At 63.4% G+C, this 16,524-nt stretch carries 15 protein-coding genes; 14 read left to right on the plus strand and 1 reads right to left on the minus strand.

Features of this window, described 5'->3' with window-relative positions:
- The first annotated feature begins 11 nt into the window (after nucleotides 1-11).
- From flgE to Q7T10_RS09215, 9 genes are read left to right on the plus strand one after another with little or no spacing between them, the layout of a single operon-like run.
- Entirely contained in the window at nucleotides 12-1,229 is a 1,218-nt protein-coding gene (gene flgE / locus Q7T10_RS09175; protein ID WP_304747592.1) for a flagellar hook protein FlgE, read from the plus strand.
- A gap of 40 nt (nucleotides 1,230-1,269) precedes the next feature.
- Nucleotides 1,270-2,010, plus strand: coding sequence for a flagellar basal body rod protein FlgF (locus Q7T10_RS09180; protein ID WP_304747593.1), 741 nt, complete (start codon nucleotides 1,270-1,272; stop codon nucleotides 2,008-2,010).
- 54 nt (nucleotides 2,011-2,064) lie between these two features.
- The gene (gene flgG, locus Q7T10_RS09185) at nucleotides 2,065-2,847 is read left to right on the plus strand and encodes a flagellar basal-body rod protein FlgG (RefSeq protein WP_304747594.1); all 783 of its coding nucleotides are present in this window, start codon (nucleotides 2,065-2,067) and stop codon (nucleotides 2,845-2,847) included.
- Nucleotides 2,848-2,855: 8 nt separating this feature from the next.
- Entirely contained in the window at nucleotides 2,856-3,563 is a 708-nt protein-coding gene (locus tag Q7T10_RS09190) for a flagellar basal body L-ring protein FlgH (protein ID WP_304747595.1), read from the plus strand.
- A gap of 34 nt (nucleotides 3,564-3,597) precedes the next feature.
- The gene (locus Q7T10_RS09195; protein WP_304747596.1) at nucleotides 3,598-4,743 is read left to right on the plus strand and encodes a flagellar basal body P-ring protein FlgI; all 1,146 of its coding nucleotides are present in this window, start codon (nucleotides 3,598-3,600) and stop codon (nucleotides 4,741-4,743) included.
- Between the two features lies 1 nt (nucleotide 4,744).
- Nucleotides 4,745-5,665: a flagellar assembly peptidoglycan hydrolase FlgJ gene (gene flgJ, locus Q7T10_RS09200; protein ID WP_304747597.1), complete on the plus strand. Its 921-nt coding sequence runs from the start codon at nucleotides 4,745-4,747 to the stop codon at nucleotides 5,663-5,665.
- Nucleotides 5,662-7,632: a flagellar hook-associated protein FlgK gene (gene flgK, locus Q7T10_RS09205; protein ID WP_304747598.1), complete on the plus strand. Its 1,971-nt coding sequence runs from the start codon at nucleotides 5,662-5,664 to the stop codon at nucleotides 7,630-7,632. The genes flgJ and flgK overlap by 4 nt, the downstream gene beginning before the upstream one ends.
- Before the next feature lie 26 nt (nucleotides 7,633-7,658).
- On the plus strand, nucleotides 7,659-8,951 hold the full coding sequence (gene flgL / locus Q7T10_RS09210) for a flagellar hook-associated protein FlgL (RefSeq protein WP_304747599.1): 1,293 nt from the start codon (nucleotides 7,659-7,661) through the stop codon (nucleotides 8,949-8,951).
- Between the two features lie 4 nt (nucleotides 8,952-8,955).
- Nucleotides 8,956-10,209, plus strand: coding sequence for an HDOD domain-containing protein (locus Q7T10_RS09215; protein WP_304747600.1), 1,254 nt, complete (start codon nucleotides 8,956-8,958; stop codon nucleotides 10,207-10,209).
- 18 nt (nucleotides 10,210-10,227) lie between these two features.
- Here the strand turns inward: Q7T10_RS09215 and Q7T10_RS09220 are convergent, their stop codons facing one another.
- Nucleotides 10,228-11,673, minus strand: coding sequence for a PLP-dependent aminotransferase family protein (locus Q7T10_RS09220; RefSeq protein ID WP_304747601.1), 1,446 nt, complete (start codon nucleotides 11,671-11,673; stop codon nucleotides 10,228-10,230).
- A gap of 128 nt (nucleotides 11,674-11,801) precedes the next feature.
- On the opposite strand from Q7T10_RS09220, the gene Q7T10_RS09225 reads away from it, so the two are divergent.
- Genes Q7T10_RS09225 through Q7T10_RS09245 form a run of 5 tightly spaced genes read left to right on the plus strand, consistent with a single transcriptional unit; the run spans nucleotide 11,802 to nucleotide 16,503 of the window.
- Entirely contained in the window at nucleotides 11,802-12,413 is a 612-nt protein-coding gene (locus Q7T10_RS09225; RefSeq protein WP_304747602.1) for a LysE family translocator, read from the plus strand.
- A gap of 18 nt (nucleotides 12,414-12,431) precedes the next feature.
- Nucleotides 12,432-13,337: a DMT family transporter gene (locus Q7T10_RS09230; protein WP_304747603.1), complete on the plus strand. Its 906-nt coding sequence runs from the start codon at nucleotides 12,432-12,434 to the stop codon at nucleotides 13,335-13,337.
- Nucleotides 13,338-13,364: 27 nt separating this feature from the next.
- A complete protein-coding gene (locus tag Q7T10_RS09235; protein ID WP_304747604.1) occupies nucleotides 13,365-14,603 on the plus strand; it encodes a PLP-dependent aminotransferase family protein in 1,239 nt (412 codons plus the stop codon).
- Nucleotides 14,600-15,538 (plus strand): PhzF family phenazine biosynthesis protein, encoded by a 939-nt coding sequence (locus tag Q7T10_RS09240; RefSeq protein WP_304747605.1) that lies wholly within the window; start codon nucleotides 14,600-14,602, stop codon nucleotides 15,536-15,538. The genes Q7T10_RS09235 and Q7T10_RS09240 overlap by 4 nt, the downstream gene beginning before the upstream one ends.
- A 2-nt stretch (nucleotides 15,539-15,540) precedes the next feature.
- A complete protein-coding gene (locus Q7T10_RS09245) occupies nucleotides 15,541-16,503 on the plus strand; it encodes a threonine dehydratase (RefSeq protein ID WP_304747606.1) in 963 nt (320 codons plus the stop codon).
- The last annotated feature ends 21 nt before the right edge of the window (nucleotides 16,504-16,524 follow it).

The raw sequence follows: 16,524 nt of genomic DNA on the forward strand, positions 1-16,524 counted from the left end.
AGGAACACACCATGTCATTTCAAACAGGTCTCTCAGGCTTGAACGCCTCCAGTCGCAATCTCGACGTGATCGGCAACAACATCGCCAACGCCAACACGACGGGGATGAAGGCATCGCGCGCAGAGTTTGCTGACGTGGTTGCATCCTCTCTTGGCGCCGGTAGCAACGGAGGCGCGGGCATTGGCGTGTCCGTTGCCACCGTTTCACAGCAGTTTTCCCAAGGCAGCATCAACGTCACAGGCAACAATCTTGACGTCGCGATCAATGGGGGTGGGTTCTTTCAACTGGAAATGCCCGATGGCACTTCCGCCTATACGCGGGATGGCTCGTTCAAGCTGGACAAAGACGGCAATATCATGACGAATTCAGGTGCCAAAGTCCTGGGGAACCAGATCGACGCGCTTGGCAACATACTCGTCGGGAACGCCCCCACCCCTTTGAGCCTGCCCACATCTGCGCCCATCCCGGCCAATGCGACGACGGCCATCGCGACCGAATTCAATCTGGATGCGCGTGCGCCCATTGCCGCTTCGGTGGCTCCACCCACCCCACGAACCACCTACGGAACGTCGTTGACGGCTTACGACTCGCAAGGTGTCCCGCTTCCAGTCACGCTGTATTTCAGCAAGGTGACTCCGGCGACAGCCGGCACAGATGAATGGGCCGTTTACGACTCCCCGGCGGGCGCCACGGTTGGATCACTGATATTCGACGCGACCGGCAAACTGACAAGCTCGACGGTGGGCAGCCTGACACTGACGCCCGCAGCGCCCAGCATTGTCCCGCCCTTTCCCGTCACAACGGACTTCAGCAAGGCGACTCAATATGGCACCTCCTTTGCCGTCTCCAACCTGACCCAGGACGGCTACACGTCGGGTGAGTTCGTGGGCATGAATATTGGTGAGAACGGGATCATCACGGCACGTTACTCAAACGGCCAGACACAGGCGTCCGGGCAGATCGCTCTGGCCGAGTTCCGCAATGTGCAGGGGCTTACCCCCATCGGAGGAAACGACTGGGTTTCAACCTTCGCCTCCGGAGCAGCTGTTCAAGGCACTCCCGGCCAGGGAAAATTCGGAGGCCTTCGCTCTGGTGCGCTGGAAGAATCCAACGTCGACCTGACCGGGGAACTGGTCAACATGATGGTGGCGCAGCGTGCCTATCAGGCCAATGCGCAGACGATCAAAACGCAGGATCAGGTGCTGTCAACACTGGTCAATCTGCGCTGACCACCCCCTCACTCTTACCAACTTCTGAACAGGACCCGCCATGGATCGTCTCATCTATACCGCGATGACAGGAGCCAACGCGGCTGCCCATCGGCAGGGCGTTCTGTCCAACAACCTCGCCAACGCGTCCACCAACGGCTTTCGGGCCGAGTTGTCCACCTTTCGGGCCGTGCCAGTGCGTGGCGACGGCGCGCCCACGCGCGTGTTGGCACTGGAGGCCACCGCAGGCCATCTGGATACGCCGGGGGCGGCACAACGAACCGGGCGCAGCCTGGACGCCATGACCACCGGCAATTCATGGTTTGGTGTGCAGGCACTGGACGGCACGGAATCCTATACGCGTAACGGCTCTTTTGCAGTGTCGTCCGAGGGCACTTTGATGACCAGCGGCGGACTCACCGTTCTGTCCGATGGCGGCTCCCCCATCTCCGTGCCGGCCGGCGCTGAAGTCGCCATCGGTTTTGACGGCAACCTGAGCGCCAAAGTGGGCGACCAGCCCTCCACCAGCGTCGGGCGCCTGAAACTGGTGACCCCCACCGCCGACGACCCCCTGAAGCGAGGCAACGACGGTCTGTTCCGTGCGGCTTCGGGTGACCCCTTGCCCAATGACACGAACGCCCGCGTTCAGGTGGGTGCGCTGGAGGGATCCAACGTGAACCCGATCGAAACCATGGTCGGAATGATCCAGACCGCACGCCAGTTTGAGGTGCAGATGCGCCTGCTTCAAACCGCCGAATCCAATGACCGGTCAGCCGGCCAGCTGCTGGGCCTGCAAGGCTAAGCCGGCTGTGCACTCCGGTTCATCCAACACAACCAAGTAGCCAAGGACACCATCATGATCAACTCTCTTTGGATCTCCAAGACCGGCATGGAAGCCCAGCAAATGCAGCTGGACGTGATTTCCAACAACCTGGCCAACGTATCGACCAACGGGTTCAAACGTGCCAGCGCCGTGTTTGAAGACCTGATGTACCAGAACCTGCGCCAGACTGGCTCCAGCAGTTCCGAACAGTCCCAGTTGCCGACCGGCCTCCAGGTGGGTCTGGGGGTGCGCACCGTGGCCACCAGCCGTTCATTTTCGCAAGGGGCGCTGCAGCAGTCCGGCAACAAGCTGGATGTGGCGGTGCAGGGCAATGGCTTCTTTCAGGTCACCATGCCCGACGGCACCACCAACTACACACGCGACGGCTCCTTCCAGGTTGACTCGCAGGGGCGACTGGTGACCGCCACCGGACTTCCCATTGCGAATGGAGTGACGGTGCCAGCGAACGCCACCAGCATTGCCATTGGCGGTGACGGCACCGTCACGGCCCAGGTTCCGGGCAACACGACACCACAGGCGATTGGCACCATCGCCCTGGCCAGCTTTATCAACCCGGCAGGCCTCGACCCGAAGGGGCAAAACCTGTATGCCGAAAGCCCCGCGTCCGGCCAGCCCAACAGCGGCACGCCCGGCTCAGATGGTCTGGGCGCTTTGATGCAGGGCTATGTGGAGACCTCCAACGTCAACGTGGTGCAGGAGCTGGTCACCATGATTCAAACGCAGCGGGCTTACGAGATGAATTCCAAGGCGATCCAGACCTCCGACCAGATGCTGCAAAAGCTTGGCCAGTTGTGAAAGCCATCATGAATCCAGTCACCTCCCTCCTGCGCAGCTTCGGCCTGGCGCTGGGCGCCGGCCTGCTCTGCGCCGCCTGCGGCTCCCTGCCGCAAACCGCAAAAGTGGATTTCGCGGAGCCCGTGACTGTGCAGCCCATAGCGGCACGGGCAGCGCCTGCAGACAGACCCGCCACCGGCGGCCTGTTCCATAAAGTGAGCTATCGACCGGCTTTTGAAGATCCACGTGCACGCGCCATCGGCGACACCATCACGATCCAGATCGTTGAGAAGGTGACAGCCAGCCAGGTTTCGAAATCAACCGCCAATCGAACAAGCTCGGGCTCTGCCAGCGTCTCTGCATTCCCGCTGCTGTCGCCGCTCGACCTGGCCAACCTGAAGGCAGGCGTAGGAACCGCATCCGCCAATGATTTCTCCGGCAAGGGCGGCACCGAAAGCGCCAACACCTTCTCCGGCACGATCACCACCACTGTGGTGGACGTCTTGCCCAACGGCCACATGGTCGTCACGGGAGAGAAACAGATTGGCGTGAACCAGAACGTGGACGTCATGCGGTTTTCCGGCACGGTCGATCCGCGCGTCGTGCAGCCGGGCAGCATTGTCAACTCAACACAGGTCGCCAATGCGCGCATCGAATCCAAGGGACGGGGTGCACAGGCCGAGGCGCAGACAGTTGGCTGGTTAACACGGTTCTTTTTCAGCTTTCTTCCCTTCTAAAGCTGTTGAGAATAGTGCCGAGGGGTAACCAAGCATGCACACCAGTCACACACCACCAAAGATTCGCCTGTTCTGGCCACTGGCAGCGCTGTGGCTGCTCGGCAGTCTCTTTGTCGCGGAAATGGCCTACGCCAGCCGCATCAAGGAAGTGGCGGCAGTGGAAGGTGTGCGAAGCAACCAGTTGACCGGCTTCGGTCTGGTCGTTGGACTGGATGGCACGGGCGACCAGACCACCCAGATGCCCTACACATCGCAGGGCATCAACAACTATCTGCAACAACTTGGCATCACGCTGCCTGCGGCGTCCGTCTCCCAGCTGCAGCTCAAGAATGTGGCGGCTGTTCTGGTCACCGCACAACTGCCCGCCTTCGCCAGGCCGGGCCAAGCCATCGACGTCAATGTCTCGTCGATGGGGAACTCCAAATCACTTAAGGGCGGGATGCTGATCACGACGCCACTCAAAGGCGCCGATGGTGAGGTCTATGCGCTGGCCCAGGGCAACCTGATCGTGGCCGGTGCCGGCGCAGCGGCCGGGGGCAGCAAGGTTCAAATCAACCACCTCAGTGCCGGGCGAATTCCGGGCGGGGCGCAGGTGGAACGGATTGTTCCCACCCCTTTGCTTGAAGGCACCAGCATCAACCTGGGGCTGGAGGCGTCTGACTTTCAGACCGCGCGTCGGGTGGCCCAGGCGATCAACAAGCGTTTTGGGGAAGGCTCGGCCCGGGCGCTGGATGGGCGTACTGTCAAGGTCAATGCCCCCATGGAGTCGGACGCACGGGTTTCATTCATTGCCGAGATGGAAGAACTGCCACTGGAGTCCTCCGTGCCTTCGGCCAAGGTCGTCATCAACTCCCGCACCGGCTCCGTCGTGCTCAACGGGGCTGTGACCCTGGGGGCGTGTGCCATTGCCCACGGCAACCTGTCCGTCAGCATCACCACGACACCCATGGTCAGTCAGCCCAATGCCCTGTCGACGGGTGGACAGACCGTGGTGACCGAGAAAAGCAATATCCAGATCCGGCAGGAACCCGGCATGTTGATTCAACTGCCGGTCGCAACGCAGCTGTCGGAAGTCGTGCGCGCCTTGAACGCGTTGGGTGCCACGCCGCAGGATCTGCTGGCCATTTTGCAGGCCATCAAGGCGGCTGGCGCCTTGAACGCGGAGCTGGAGGTCATCTAGCATGAGCTACGGGCAACTCCCTGGTGCATCCGGTTCGCTGGCCGCCGACGCGCGCTCGCTCAACAACCTGAAGCTGCAGGCGGGAGAAAAAACGCCCGCCGCCATAAAGGAAGCCGCCAAACAGTTTGAGTCGCTGTTCATGCGCGAGCTCATCAAAAGCATGCGCGAAGCCACCATGAAATCCGGGCTGATGGACAGCCCGGGCGGTGACCTGGGTGCCGATCTGCTGGACCAGCAGTTTGCGGTGCAGATGTCCGGCCAACCCGGCGGGCTGTCCGACCTGATTGCGCAACAGCTGTCGCGCCAGATGGGCATGAGCGAGCCGGGCGCTGGCGGCTCCGACAAAAAGGCACCTGTGTCGTCCATCAGCGCCAGAAGCCAGGCATCCTCGGTCGCCGCCTACGCGGCCCATGCCCCGACACCTGCGGCAACAACCAGCCAAAGCAGTTTTGTGCAACGGCATACCGAGGCGGCCGCCAGGGCGGAAAAAGCCAGCGGCATTCCCGCTGGCTACATGCTGGGCCAGGCGGGCCACGAAACCGGCTGGGGAAAACACGAGATCAAGATGAAGGGCGGTGCCCCGTCCTTTAACCTGTTTGGCATCAAGGCTGGCGCCGGCTGGACCGGCAAGGTGGCGGAAATCACCACCACAGAATTCGTCAATGGGGCCGCCAAAAAGACCGTGGCCAAGTTCCGGGCTTATGACTCGTACGAAGACTCCTTCAAGGACTACGCACGCCTCATCACCCAGACACCCCGCTACGCCCAGGCCAGTCAGCAAACCAGCTCGCCGCTCGCATTCGCATCCAGCCTGCAGAAAGCGGGCTACGCGACCGACCCGGACTACGCCACCAAACTCAGCCGGGCCATCAACACCACGATGCGGCTGCAACGCGGTCAATTTGAGAGCCAGAACGCATGAGTGGCATTCTTAATGTGGGCACCCGTGCCCTCCAGGCGAACCAGGTGGCACTGCAGACGGCCGGCAACAACATTGCCAACGTCAACGTACCGGGCTACTCGCGCCAGACCGTGGTCATGCGAACCGTTGAGGGTCAGTTCAGCGGCGCTGGCTACGTTGGCAAAGGGGTGGGCATCCAGACCATCCAGCGCAACTTCAGCGCCTTCCTGACGCGCCAGTCTGCGCTGGCCGGTTCGACCCAATCGGCCGACAACATCCGGGCAGACAAGCTCAAGCAGCTTGAAGGCGTCTTTGAAGGGGGCGCCAACGGTTTGGGTGCCGCAGTCAACGACATGCTCAATGCATTTTCTGATGTGGCCAGCGCCCCAACCGACCTCACGGCCCGCACGGTGGTGCTCACCCGGGTGGACGAGACTGCGGCGCGCATGCGCGCCTCATCCCAACGTCTCGATGAACTGCAACAAGGCGTCTCGCAAGAGCTTGTGCAAAAGGCCAACGCGATCAACAGCCTGGCGCAGAGCATTGCCGACATCAATGGCCAGATCGCCCGCGTTCAAGGCTCGGGACAACCACCCAACGACCTGCTGGACAAACGCGATCAAATGGTGCGCGACCTGAATGGCTACGTGCAGACCAGCTCCATCGCGGCCGACGACGGTACCGTGGGGATTTTCATTGCGGGCAGTCAGGCGCTGGTACTGGGAACAACGGCATCTTCCGTTTCAATCGTGGCAGACGATTTCGGCGACCCCCTGAAAAGCAAACTGGCCATCACCAGCAATGGTCAGTCCGTCGCGCTGGATGAAAACACCCTGGGTGGCGGCGAGGTGTCGGGCTTGCTCCGTTTTCAAAACACCGATTTGGTGGAGGGACGTAATCTGCTGGGCCGGCTCACGCTGGCGGTGACGACCGCCATGAACGAGCAGCACGCGCTGGGCGTCGATCTGGATGGCGTCAAGGGTGGCAACCTGTTCACGCCCCCCGTCATCACCAACAACGTATTCAAGCCAGCTCAGGCTGCCCCGCCCGCCCCCTTTGTCGCGCTCAATACCGGCACGGCCAACCTGACACTGTCCATCAGTGACACCAGCAAGTTTGCGGCCTCTGACTACGAGGTGAACTTCTCGTCAACCACCGCGGGCACCATTACACGACGCTCGGATGGCATGGTTTTCAGTTTCCCCCAGACGCCCCCTGCCGTGTCACCGGTATTGGCCACGCTGGACGGACTGAATATCTCCATGCCCTCCGGCACACCGGCTGCCGGCGACCGCTTCCTGCTCAAGCCCTTCAGCACCTCGGCCAGCAAAATCAGCAGCGAGTTTTCCACGCCCCGTTCGCTGGCGGTAGCCAGCCCGGTGGCGGGCGCCATGGGTGCCACCAACACCGGAAGTCTGCAACTGTCTTCGCTGCAGGCGCGCAGCAATCCCATAGCAGTGACGCCGGTTACGATCACCTTCACGGGCACCAACAGCTACACCCGCAGCGACTATGCCGGCCCTCTCAGTCCTTTCACTTACACGTCGGGTACGGTCATTGAAGGCACGGTGCCCGCCACCTCGCCACTGAGCCAATGGTCTCTCGTCCTGCAAGGGTCTCCGAAAGCTGGCGACACTTTCACGGTTGAGCCGCAGCCCCTTGCCAACCGCAACATGAACGCCGGTAACGCCAGCGCCATGCTGGGCCTGCGCGATGTGGCCATGTTTGACGGCGGGGCGCTGACCGACGGCTACGCCGGTCTGATTGCCCAGATCGGCATTCGCTCGCAGAGCGCCAATTACTCAGCCAAGGTCTCGAGCTCGATCGCCGCCAACCTGGAGACCGACCGGACCGGGGTCTCGGGCGTCAATCTGGACGAAGAGGCCGCCAAACTGCTGCAATACCAGCAGGCTTACCAGGCCTCGGCCAAGATGATCCAGATTGCACAGAGCATTTTCGACACCCTGATTCAAACCGTGGGCCGCTAACGCGGCGCCGCGCAGGAGCAAGCAACATGACAACTTCATTTTCCCGGCTCGGTTCCGCCAACACCTACGACAACGCGTTGCGCAACATCTCAAACCGGCAGTCTGCACTGTCCAGCCTGCAGGAGAATCTCACCTCGGGCAAAAAAGTGGTACGTGCCAGCGACGACCCAACGAGCGCAGCGCAGGCCGAACGGGCACTGAACCGGATCAGCCGTATCCAGACCGACCAGCGGGCCCTGGAGTCGCAACGCAACTCGATTGTCATGGCCGAAAGCACATTGGGCGATGTCACCAATGCCCTGCAGAACTTCCGCGAACTGGTGGTGACTGCCGGCAACGGCACCCTGACCGCAGCCGATCGAAAGACTATTGCGCTGCAGCTCACCGGTCTGCGTGACCAAGTGTTTGCCCTGGCCAATTCCAAGGACACCAACGGACGACCCCTGTTCAGCGCGCTGGGCAGCGCCCTGGCGCCGTTCGTTGGCCCGACAGCGCCGCCACAGGATTACACCTTCAACGGCCTGCCTGGGCAATCGGCCAGCAATGAGGTGGCGATACCTTTTACGCTGGACGGCGACAGCGCGTTCATGCACCAGGCAACCCGCGATGCGGTCTTCAATGCCACCGTGGGCAGCATTTCGGCAGGCCGTCAACTGTCGACCGACAGCGTCGTCATCACCAACCCAGGCGTTGCCGCAAGTACGGCACAGCTCGCCTTTGCCGCCTCAGGCGGCCTGCAGGACTACCCGTCGTACACCATCGCCTTCACGGCAGTGGACACCACCACCACGCCCGGCACCACCACGGCGACCTACAGCATCACCGAGAATCCAGCGGTCTCGGGTGCGATTGCTCCGGTCACGGTGAGCTACCCCACCAACAAGAGCATTGCAGTGACTGCCATGCCGGGCCTGTCCCTCACGATCACCGGCACGCCTGCCGTGGGCGACACCGTCACCGTCGAACCCAGCCCCAGCATCTTCAGCGTGCTCGACAACGCGATTCGGGATATCGGCAGCGCCGCCAACGGCAATGCGGCTACCCAGGCTGTCAGCCAGGCGTTGGGCAACATCGACATCGGCATGGGCCGCGTTTCGGCAATACGGGGCCAGGCCGGCGACTTGCTCAACCGCGCGGACAGCATCAGCGCCAATCAGGACAAGCGCTCGATCCAGCTCGAAGCGGATCGCTCGCGCGCGGAAGACCTCGACATGGTCAAGGGCATCTCGGACTTCCAGAAAGAGCAGACCGGCTACCAGGCGGCGCTGCAGTCCTACGCGCAAGTGCAAAAACTTTCCCTGTTCAACTACATCAGCTGACACCATGGCGAAAACGGTTCTTGGCAGCGTCTCACTCGGATACCAGCTGCTCTGGAACCAGCTGCGCCAGCTGGGCGGCGTTCAGCTGTTCGTCGGCGCGGACGACACCGCCCCCGTGGATGCCCCCCATCTGTTGAGCGCGCTGGATGAATCGTGGTCCGGGCAGGCACCCACCTTGTTGTTGTCCGTACAGTCGCCCCGGCTACTGGCTGACATGCTGGATCACGGCACCGCGGACAGTCCGTGGATTGAAGTGCATGAGTCGCTACTGCGTGACCCAGCCATGGCCCAGCGGGCTCACCGGGCGCACCAGCGCGGCATGAAGCTTATCTGGCGTGGCGAACCTGGACAACGGCCCAGCGCGGCACTGGCATCCTGCTTCCTGCGCAATATGGTGGCCCTGACCGCAGAGGAAGCACTGGCGGGTCTTCGGGTGTCCCTGCGCAAACACAATGGCACTGACGCCAGCCAGTCAAGCAAGGTCACCAGCCCGGTACTGGCCGGTCAGATCTACGAGGCGGTTGCCAGCCGGGTGCTGACCGAGCATTGCCTGGACGAACAGAAGGCCTGGGGCGTGGCGGGCTGGCCCATGGAGGACGTACTGCATGGGTATCGGCAACAAAGAATCCAGCCCGGGCACCGCGCGATCGTCCGCTTGACGGAGGCCATCGACGCCGATGATTCCGTGGAGCATATCGAGCTCATCCTGAGTGAAGAACCAATCCTGGCCTATCGCTTCATGCGTTACGCCAACTCTGCCGGTTTGGGCCTGCGCACCGGGATCGATTCCATACGACACGGACTGATGGTGCTGGGCTTGTCGCAGCTTCGGTCCTGGCTGCTGGAACAGCTGCCCCATGCCACCAGCGATTTGAACCTGCAGCCGGTGCGGACGGCCCTGGTGCTGCGGGCCCGCCTGATGGAGCAACTGCTTGACGCCGGTGACGGCAACGATTTGCGCCGCGAGGTTTACCTGTGCGGCTTGCTGTCGCAGATGGACCTGATGCTGGGGGAACCCCTGAATGCAGCGCTCGCACGCTTCCCGGTATCGGAACGCGTCACATCCGCCATCCTGGACCATTCGGGCCCCTACGTGCCTTATCTGGAAATGGCCACGGCCCTGGAGTCTGCGAACACGCAGGCCACCCGCGTCCTGTGCGATTTGCACCGGATGAACCTCGAAGAGGTCAACCGGGCCCTGCTGCGCACGCTGTCCAATGCCAGACCACATCCCGCCAAGGGCCTGCTGCTGGTGTAAGGAGCGAGGCGCGCGTCCTCACAGCGTAGCGCGTATGGCAGCGAAGGTTTTCCAGAACGGCGCTTCCTGCGTCGTTGCAAAGTTGATCCGCATCAGCGTGCTGGGCTGGCGGCTGGCATGAAACAGGGCGCCCGGGGCCAACAGATAGCCCACGTCGAGCATGCGCTGCGCCAGCGTGTCGGTGTCCACGCCGGCGTCCACCCAGCCAAACAGCCCCGCCGGCGGCGCGGCAAAACTGCAGCCATGCGCCAGCGCCAGCTTGACGCTGCGGGCACGGGCCAGATCCAGCCGGGTCCGTATGCGCTCGGCATGGCGACGCAACTGCCCCTGGTCAATGCACCAGGCGAGCGACTTCTCCAGCAGCGCGGGCGTGGTCAGCGTCGCCAGCAATTTGGTGTCCAGTAGCTGCTCAACCAGCGCCGGGGGCGCGGCCATGAAACCGACACGCCAGCCCGGCGCCAGGATTTTGGCGAAGCCGCTCACGTAGATCGTGCGCTGCAGGCCATCGAGTGCGCACAGGCGCGTGGCATGTTCGGGTGCGATGTGGCTGTAGGTGTCGTCTTCAACGATATGAAAGTTGTGCGCATTGGCCAGTTGCAGCACGCGGTGCGCGCTGCCCGGCGTCAGGCAATAACCCGTGGGGTTGTGGAACACGCTGACACTCACAAACAGCTTCGGTGCATGCAATTCGCAATAGCGCGACATCACCGCCAGATCAGGGCCATCGGCGCGGCGAGGCACCGGCAATATGCGCATGCCCAGGGCCGCCAGGCGGGCAAATTCGATCGCCCAGCCAGGCTCCTCCACCATCACATAGTCGCCCGCCCGCAGCAGGGTGCGGCTCACGATGTCCAGCGCGTGGGTGGCGCCGACCGTGGTGATGATCTGCTCGGGTGCGGCATGCACATTCAAACCGACCAGTTTTTGTGACAGGGACCGGCGCAATCCGGAATCGCCGGCGGGCTCGCCGTACTGCAGCGAAAACGCATGCAAGGCGCGCGTGCTGGTGACGCGGCGCACGGCGGCGGCCATGAAACTGGTCTCCAGCCAGTCCGGCGGGAACACGCCCATGCCGGGCTGGGGCTTGTCGCTGCTGCCATGGAACATGCCGCGAATCAGGGCCGTCGCATTGACCGGCACGTGCTGCGCCTGAAAGCCGCCCCTGACACCCGGCCGAGGATTTTCTTTTGCTATTAAATTGATAGCCGATTGCACAATGGATTCGGGGGCTAGAGTCCGTTCCCGCACAAAAAATCCACGATTCCGGCGCGCCTCCACCAGCCCCTGCGCCAGCAGCTGGTCGTAGGCTGCCACCACGGTGGACGGGCTCACGCCCTGCTGCTGTGCGCACTGCCGCACGGAAGGCAGGCGTGCCCCCGGCGCCAGCAGGCGGCTGGCGATGCGTTCGGCAAAGCGGCCAGCAAGCTGCTCGGTCAAAGACTGCGACGCCGTCTTCATCAACATGGAGTTCCCCTCAGGTCAGGCTGTGCTGCCAAAACTGGCAATACAGATTGCTAAATTGTTTTCAAAACTGTACTGCCAGTGTGCTGGTTTCAACTATAAAGTCAGACGCATGAACCAGCAAGCCCTACATGACCACCGTTGAATTCACCGCCTTGATGGTGTTGACCACCGCGGCCAGCTTCACGCCCGGCCCCAACACCACGTTGTCCACGGCGCTGGCGGCCAACCTGGGGCTCAAGCACTCGCTGCGTTTTGTGCTGGCGGTGCCGGTGGGCTGGGGCCTGCTCTTCAGTCTGTGTGCCGGTGGCGTGGGGGCCATGGTGGTGGCGCTGCCGCCGCTGCGTATCGGCATTCAGGCGCTGGGCGTCGCCTACCTGCTGTGGCTGGCCTTCAAGCTGGCCCGCTCCGCCACCCTGGCGCAGGCCGACGCATCCCAGCTGAACGTCACCTTCTGGCAAGGCGTGATGCTGCAGTTTCTCAATATCAAGGCCTGGATGCTGGCGCTCACCGTCGTGGCCGGCTGGCTGGCCGGGCGCGAGGACGCAGCCGCCCGGTTTGCCATCATCCTGCCGCTGATGCTGGCCTTTGGCTTGGTGAGTAACCTCACCTATGCCCTGATCGGCTCGCTCTTGCGCGACTGGTTGTCCGGGCCTGCCAACTCAGGTCGTCGCCTGCGCTGGTTCAACCGTTTCATGGCCACCGTGCTGGTGATCACCGCCGCCTGGATGGCCACCTTCTGATGCGATGACGCCAGCACCATGAAGCCGCACGCGCAAGACATACGCAAAGGGCTCTGGCTGGGCGCCCTGGGTGTCGCCATCTTTGCCCTGACGCTGCCCATGACGCGGCTGGCGGTGGGCACACCGGATGCGCCGCAGATGTCCGGCATCTTCCTTGCAGTGGGCCGTGCCGTGATCGCGGCCATTCTGTCGGCTGGCTTTCTGCTGGCCACGCGTGCCCCCTGGCCGCCCCGGGCCGACTGGCTGCCCCTGGGGCTGGTGGCGCTGGGCGTGGTGTTCGGTTTTCCGTTGTGCACGTCGATCGCCATGCGCCATGTCGAGGCGGTGCACGCCAGCGTGATTGTCGGCGTGCTGCCCCTGGCCACCGCGGCGGTGGGTGCCTGGCTGCACCGCCAGCGCCCCTCGATCGGATTCTGGATTTGCGCAGGCCTGGGAACGGCCCTGGTCGTCGCATTTGCTGTCCTGCGCTCCGGCCATGGCGGCCTGACGCTGGCACCGGCCGACGCCCTGCTCTTGCTGGCCATGGCCTGCGCCGCGGTCGGCTACGGCGTGGGGGCGCAACTCTCGCAACGCATGCGGCCCGACTACGTCATCTGCTGGGCGCTGGTCTTTTCTTTACCGTTCAATCTGCCGCTAGCCCTCATGGAATGGCCGCAAGCAGCTATCAAAAATGAAGCATGGGCGGCCTTTGCCTATGTCGCCGTGTTCTCCATGTGGCTGGGCTTCTTTGCCTGGTACCGGGGGCTGGCGCTGGGTGGCACCGTGCGCGTCAGCCAGCTGCAGTTGATGCAACCTTTCTTGTCCATGCTGTTTGCCGTGCCCCTGCTGGGCGAATCGCTGGACGCGGTCACCGCCGGTTTTGGCCTGGCGGTTATCGCGGTCGTCTTTATCGGCCGCAAAATGCCGGTCAGCACCGCCAGATAAACAATTCATACCAGAGGCAACAACACCATGAACACGACTGCAACGCTGAATCCATCCTGGGTGCTGGCCCGACGCGCCGCCAAGATGAACCCCTCCGTGATCCGCGAGATCCTCAAGGTCACCGAGAAGCCCGGCATCATCAGTTTTGCGGGCGGCCTGCCCTCGCCCAAGACTTTTCCGGTGGCCGAGTTCGAAGCCGCCTGCGCCAAAGTCTTGCGCGATGATCCGCAGGGCGCGCTGCAATATGCCGCGAGTGAAGGCTTTGGCCCTTTGCGCGAAATGGTCGCGGCCATGCTGCCATGGAAGGTCGACCCGGCACAGGTTCTGATCACCACCGGCTCACAGCAGGGGCTGGATCTGGTGGCCAAGGTGCTGGTGGACGCCGGCAGCAAAATCCTGGTGGAGTCGCCCACCTACCTGGGTGCCGTCATGGCCTTCACGCCAATGGAGCCCATGGTCGTCAGCGTGCGCAACGACGAGGAGGGCATTGACATCGCCGACCTGAGCGCCAAGGCCAAAGATGCCCGTTTTCTCTACGCCCTGCCCAACTTCCAGAACCCGACCGGGCGCACCATGAGCGAGGCGCGCCGTGCGGCACTGTCAACCCGCGCCGCGGCCCTGGGCCTGCCCATCATTGAAGACAACCCGTATGGCGACCTGTGGTTTGACACGCCGCCCCCCGCACCGTTGACGGCGCGCAATCCGGACGGCTGCATTTACCTGGGCTCGTTCTCCAAAGTGCTGGCGCCGGGCCTGCGGCTGGGCTTCATCGTTGCACCCAAAGCGGTGTACCCCAAACTGCTGCAAGCCAAGCAGGCCGCCGACCTGCACAGCCCCGGCTTCAACCAGCGCCTGATTGCAGAGGTCATGAAGGACGGCTTTCTGGACCGCCACGTGCCCACCATCCGCACGCTGTACAAATCGCAACGCGACGCCATGCTCGAAGCGCTGGCCCGCGAGATGCCAGCCGGCGACCCGGACGCGACGCTCACCTGGAACACGCCGGCGGGCGGCATGTTCCTGTGGGCCCGCCTGCCCGAGGGCATGAGCGCGGTGGACCTGTTGCCTTATGCTGTGGACAAGGGCGTGGCCTTCGTCCCCGGCGCGCCGTTTTATGCCGATCACGGTGACCCGCGCACCCTGCGTCTGTCCTTCGTCACTCCCAGCGTGGAAGAAATCCACCGTGGCGTGGCCGCGCTGGCGGGGGCCGTCAAAGCGTATGCCGCCGAGCTGGACGAGCAGGCCATCAAAGCCTTGACACCATGAAAACCCGCCCCTTCAAACAGGTCGACGTTTTCACCGCCGAGCCCTACCTCGGCAACCCGCTGGCCGTGGTGCTGGATGGCACCGGCCTGAGCGACTTCGACATGCAGCATTTTGCGCACTGGACCAATCTGTCGGAGACGACATTTGTGCTGCCGCCCAGCGCGCAAGGCGCCGCTGCCGGCGCCGACTACCGCGTGCGCATCTTCACCCCCGGCGCCGAGCTGCCTTTCGCCGGTCATCCGACCCTGGGCAGCTGCCACGCCTGGATCGAGGCGGGTGGCACGTCCAAAGCCGGAGATCAGATCGTGCAGGAATGCCAGGTCGGTCTGGTCAGGATTCGCCGTGACGGCACACGTCTGGCCTTTGCGGCACCCCCGCTCAAGCGCAGCAACCCCAGCCCGGCCCTGCTCGCCAAGGTTGCCGCCGCCCTGGGACTCAAAGCCCATCAGATCGTCGCCGCCCAGCTGCTGGACAACGGCCCGGTTTGGCTGGGCCTGCTGCTGGACAACCCGCAGACGGTACTGCAACTGGCACCCAACCACCTGGAGCTCAAGAATTTGGGGCAAAAAGTAGGGGTAGCCGGCATGGAACCTGCGCAACCCGCTACTACTTTGATAGCGCGATCAAACCGGGAGGCGCGTGCTTTTGGACCACGTTCCATTGAACCGGCGGTGCCCTCGCTGGGCTCGAGCGAACTTGAAGTACGCGCCTTCGCGGCACCGGTGGGCATCAACGAAGACCCGGTGACGGGCAGCTTCAACGCCAGTCTGGCCCAGTGGCTGATCGCTGACGGTTTTGCCCCCAGCCGCTACGTGGCAACGCAAGGCACCTGCCTGGGCCGCAACGGACAGGTGCATGTTGCGTGCGACGCGACCGGTCAGGTCTGGGTCGGCGGCGACTCGGTGACGTGTATCGACGGCAGCGTGACCCTGTGAACATGACACTGCCCTCGCTGCCCGCGATCGAAGCCGCCGCGCAGGTGGTGTACCGCGAATTCCAGGCCACACCGCAATACCGCTGGGCCCTTTTGAGCCAGCGCCTGGGTACCGACTGCTGGGTGAAGCACGAGAACCACACGCCGGTAGGCGCGTTCAAGATCCGGGGCGGCTTGACCTACTTCGAGCAGCTCAAACAGCGTGGCGCGCTGCCGGGCGGCGTCATCAGCGCCACGCGCGGCAACCACGGCCAGAGCATCGGCTGGGCGGCACGCTCGCACGGCGTGCCATGCAGCATTGTGGTGCCGATCGGCAACTCGCTTGAGAAGAATGCCGCCATGCGGGCGCTGGGCGTGACCCTGATCGAACATGGCACCGATTTCCAGGAAAGCCGGGAACATGCCCTGTCGCTGGCGGCGCAGCGTGGCCTGCACATGGTGCCGAGCTTTCACCCCGATTTGCTCAGTGGCGTGAGCACCTACTGGTGGGAGCTTTTCAAGGCCGTGCCGCAGCTCGATGTGGTCTACGTGCCCATCGGCCAGGGTTCGGGCGCCTGTGCGGCCATCGCGGCCAAGCTGGCACTGGGTCACAAGGCCAAAATCGTCGGCGTGGTGAGCGCCCATGCCACCACCTACGCCGATTCACTCGCAGCCGGTCGCGTGGTGGAAGCCCCGGTCAGCACCCAACTGGCCGACGGCATGGCCTGCCGCGTCGCCGACCAGGCCGCACTCGACATCCTGGCCCCCCACATCGACCACATCGTGCAGGTCACCGATGCCGAGGTGGCACAGGCCATGCGCGACCTCTACACCGACACCCACAACGTGACCGAAGGCGCCGGCGCGGCCAGTTTCGCCGCCGCCATGCAGGAACGCCAGCAACTGCAGGGCCAGGTGGTCGGAACCACCCTGAGCGGCGGCAACGTGGATGCAGCGGCACTCGCCAAAGTGCTACAAACCTCATAGCTACCGTCGCTTCTGCGACAA

Source organism: Rhodoferax sp., assembly GCF_030646845.1.
Classification (GTDB): Bacteria; Pseudomonadota; Gammaproteobacteria; order Burkholderiales; family Burkholderiaceae_C; genus Rhodoferax.

Coding starts and splice junctions, on each gene's coding strand:
- Q7T10_RS09220 (WP_304747601.1), bottom strand. CDS start 11,673: ATGTTGATGAAGACGGCGTCGCAGTCTTTGACCGAGCAGCTTGCTGGC.
- flgE (WP_304747592.1), top strand. CDS start 12: ATGTCATTTCAAACAGGTCTCTCAGGCTTGAACGCCTCCAGTCGCAAT.
- flgK (WP_304747598.1), top strand. CDS start 5,662: ATGAGTGGCATTCTTAATGTGGGCACCCGTGCCCTCCAGGCGAACCAG.
- flgG (WP_304747594.1), top strand. CDS start 2,065: ATGATCAACTCTCTTTGGATCTCCAAGACCGGCATGGAAGCCCAGCAA.
- Q7T10_RS09190 (WP_304747595.1), top strand. CDS start 2,856: ATGAATCCAGTCACCTCCCTCCTGCGCAGCTTCGGCCTGGCGCTGGGC.
- Q7T10_RS09240 (WP_304747605.1), top strand. CDS start 14,600: ATGAAAACCCGCCCCTTCAAACAGGTCGACGTTTTCACCGCCGAGCCC.
- Q7T10_RS09245 (WP_304747606.1), top strand. CDS start 15,541: ATGACACTGCCCTCGCTGCCCGCGATCGAAGCCGCCGCGCAGGTGGTG.
- Q7T10_RS09225 (WP_304747602.1), top strand. CDS start 11,802: ATGACCACCGTTGAATTCACCGCCTTGATGGTGTTGACCACCGCGGCC.
- Q7T10_RS09215 (WP_304747600.1), top strand. CDS start 8,956: ATGGCGAAAACGGTTCTTGGCAGCGTCTCACTCGGATACCAGCTGCTC.
- Q7T10_RS09180 (WP_304747593.1), top strand. CDS start 1,270: ATGGATCGTCTCATCTATACCGCGATGACAGGAGCCAACGCGGCTGCC.
- Q7T10_RS09195 (WP_304747596.1), top strand. CDS start 3,598: ATGCACACCAGTCACACACCACCAAAGATTCGCCTGTTCTGGCCACTG.
- flgL (WP_304747599.1), top strand. CDS start 7,659: ATGACAACTTCATTTTCCCGGCTCGGTTCCGCCAACACCTACGACAAC.
- Q7T10_RS09230 (WP_304747603.1), top strand. CDS start 12,432: ATGAAGCCGCACGCGCAAGACATACGCAAAGGGCTCTGGCTGGGCGCC.
- flgJ (WP_304747597.1), top strand. CDS start 4,745: ATGAGCTACGGGCAACTCCCTGGTGCATCCGGTTCGCTGGCCGCCGAC.
- Q7T10_RS09235 (WP_304747604.1), top strand. CDS start 13,365: ATGAACACGACTGCAACGCTGAATCCATCCTGGGTGCTGGCCCGACGC.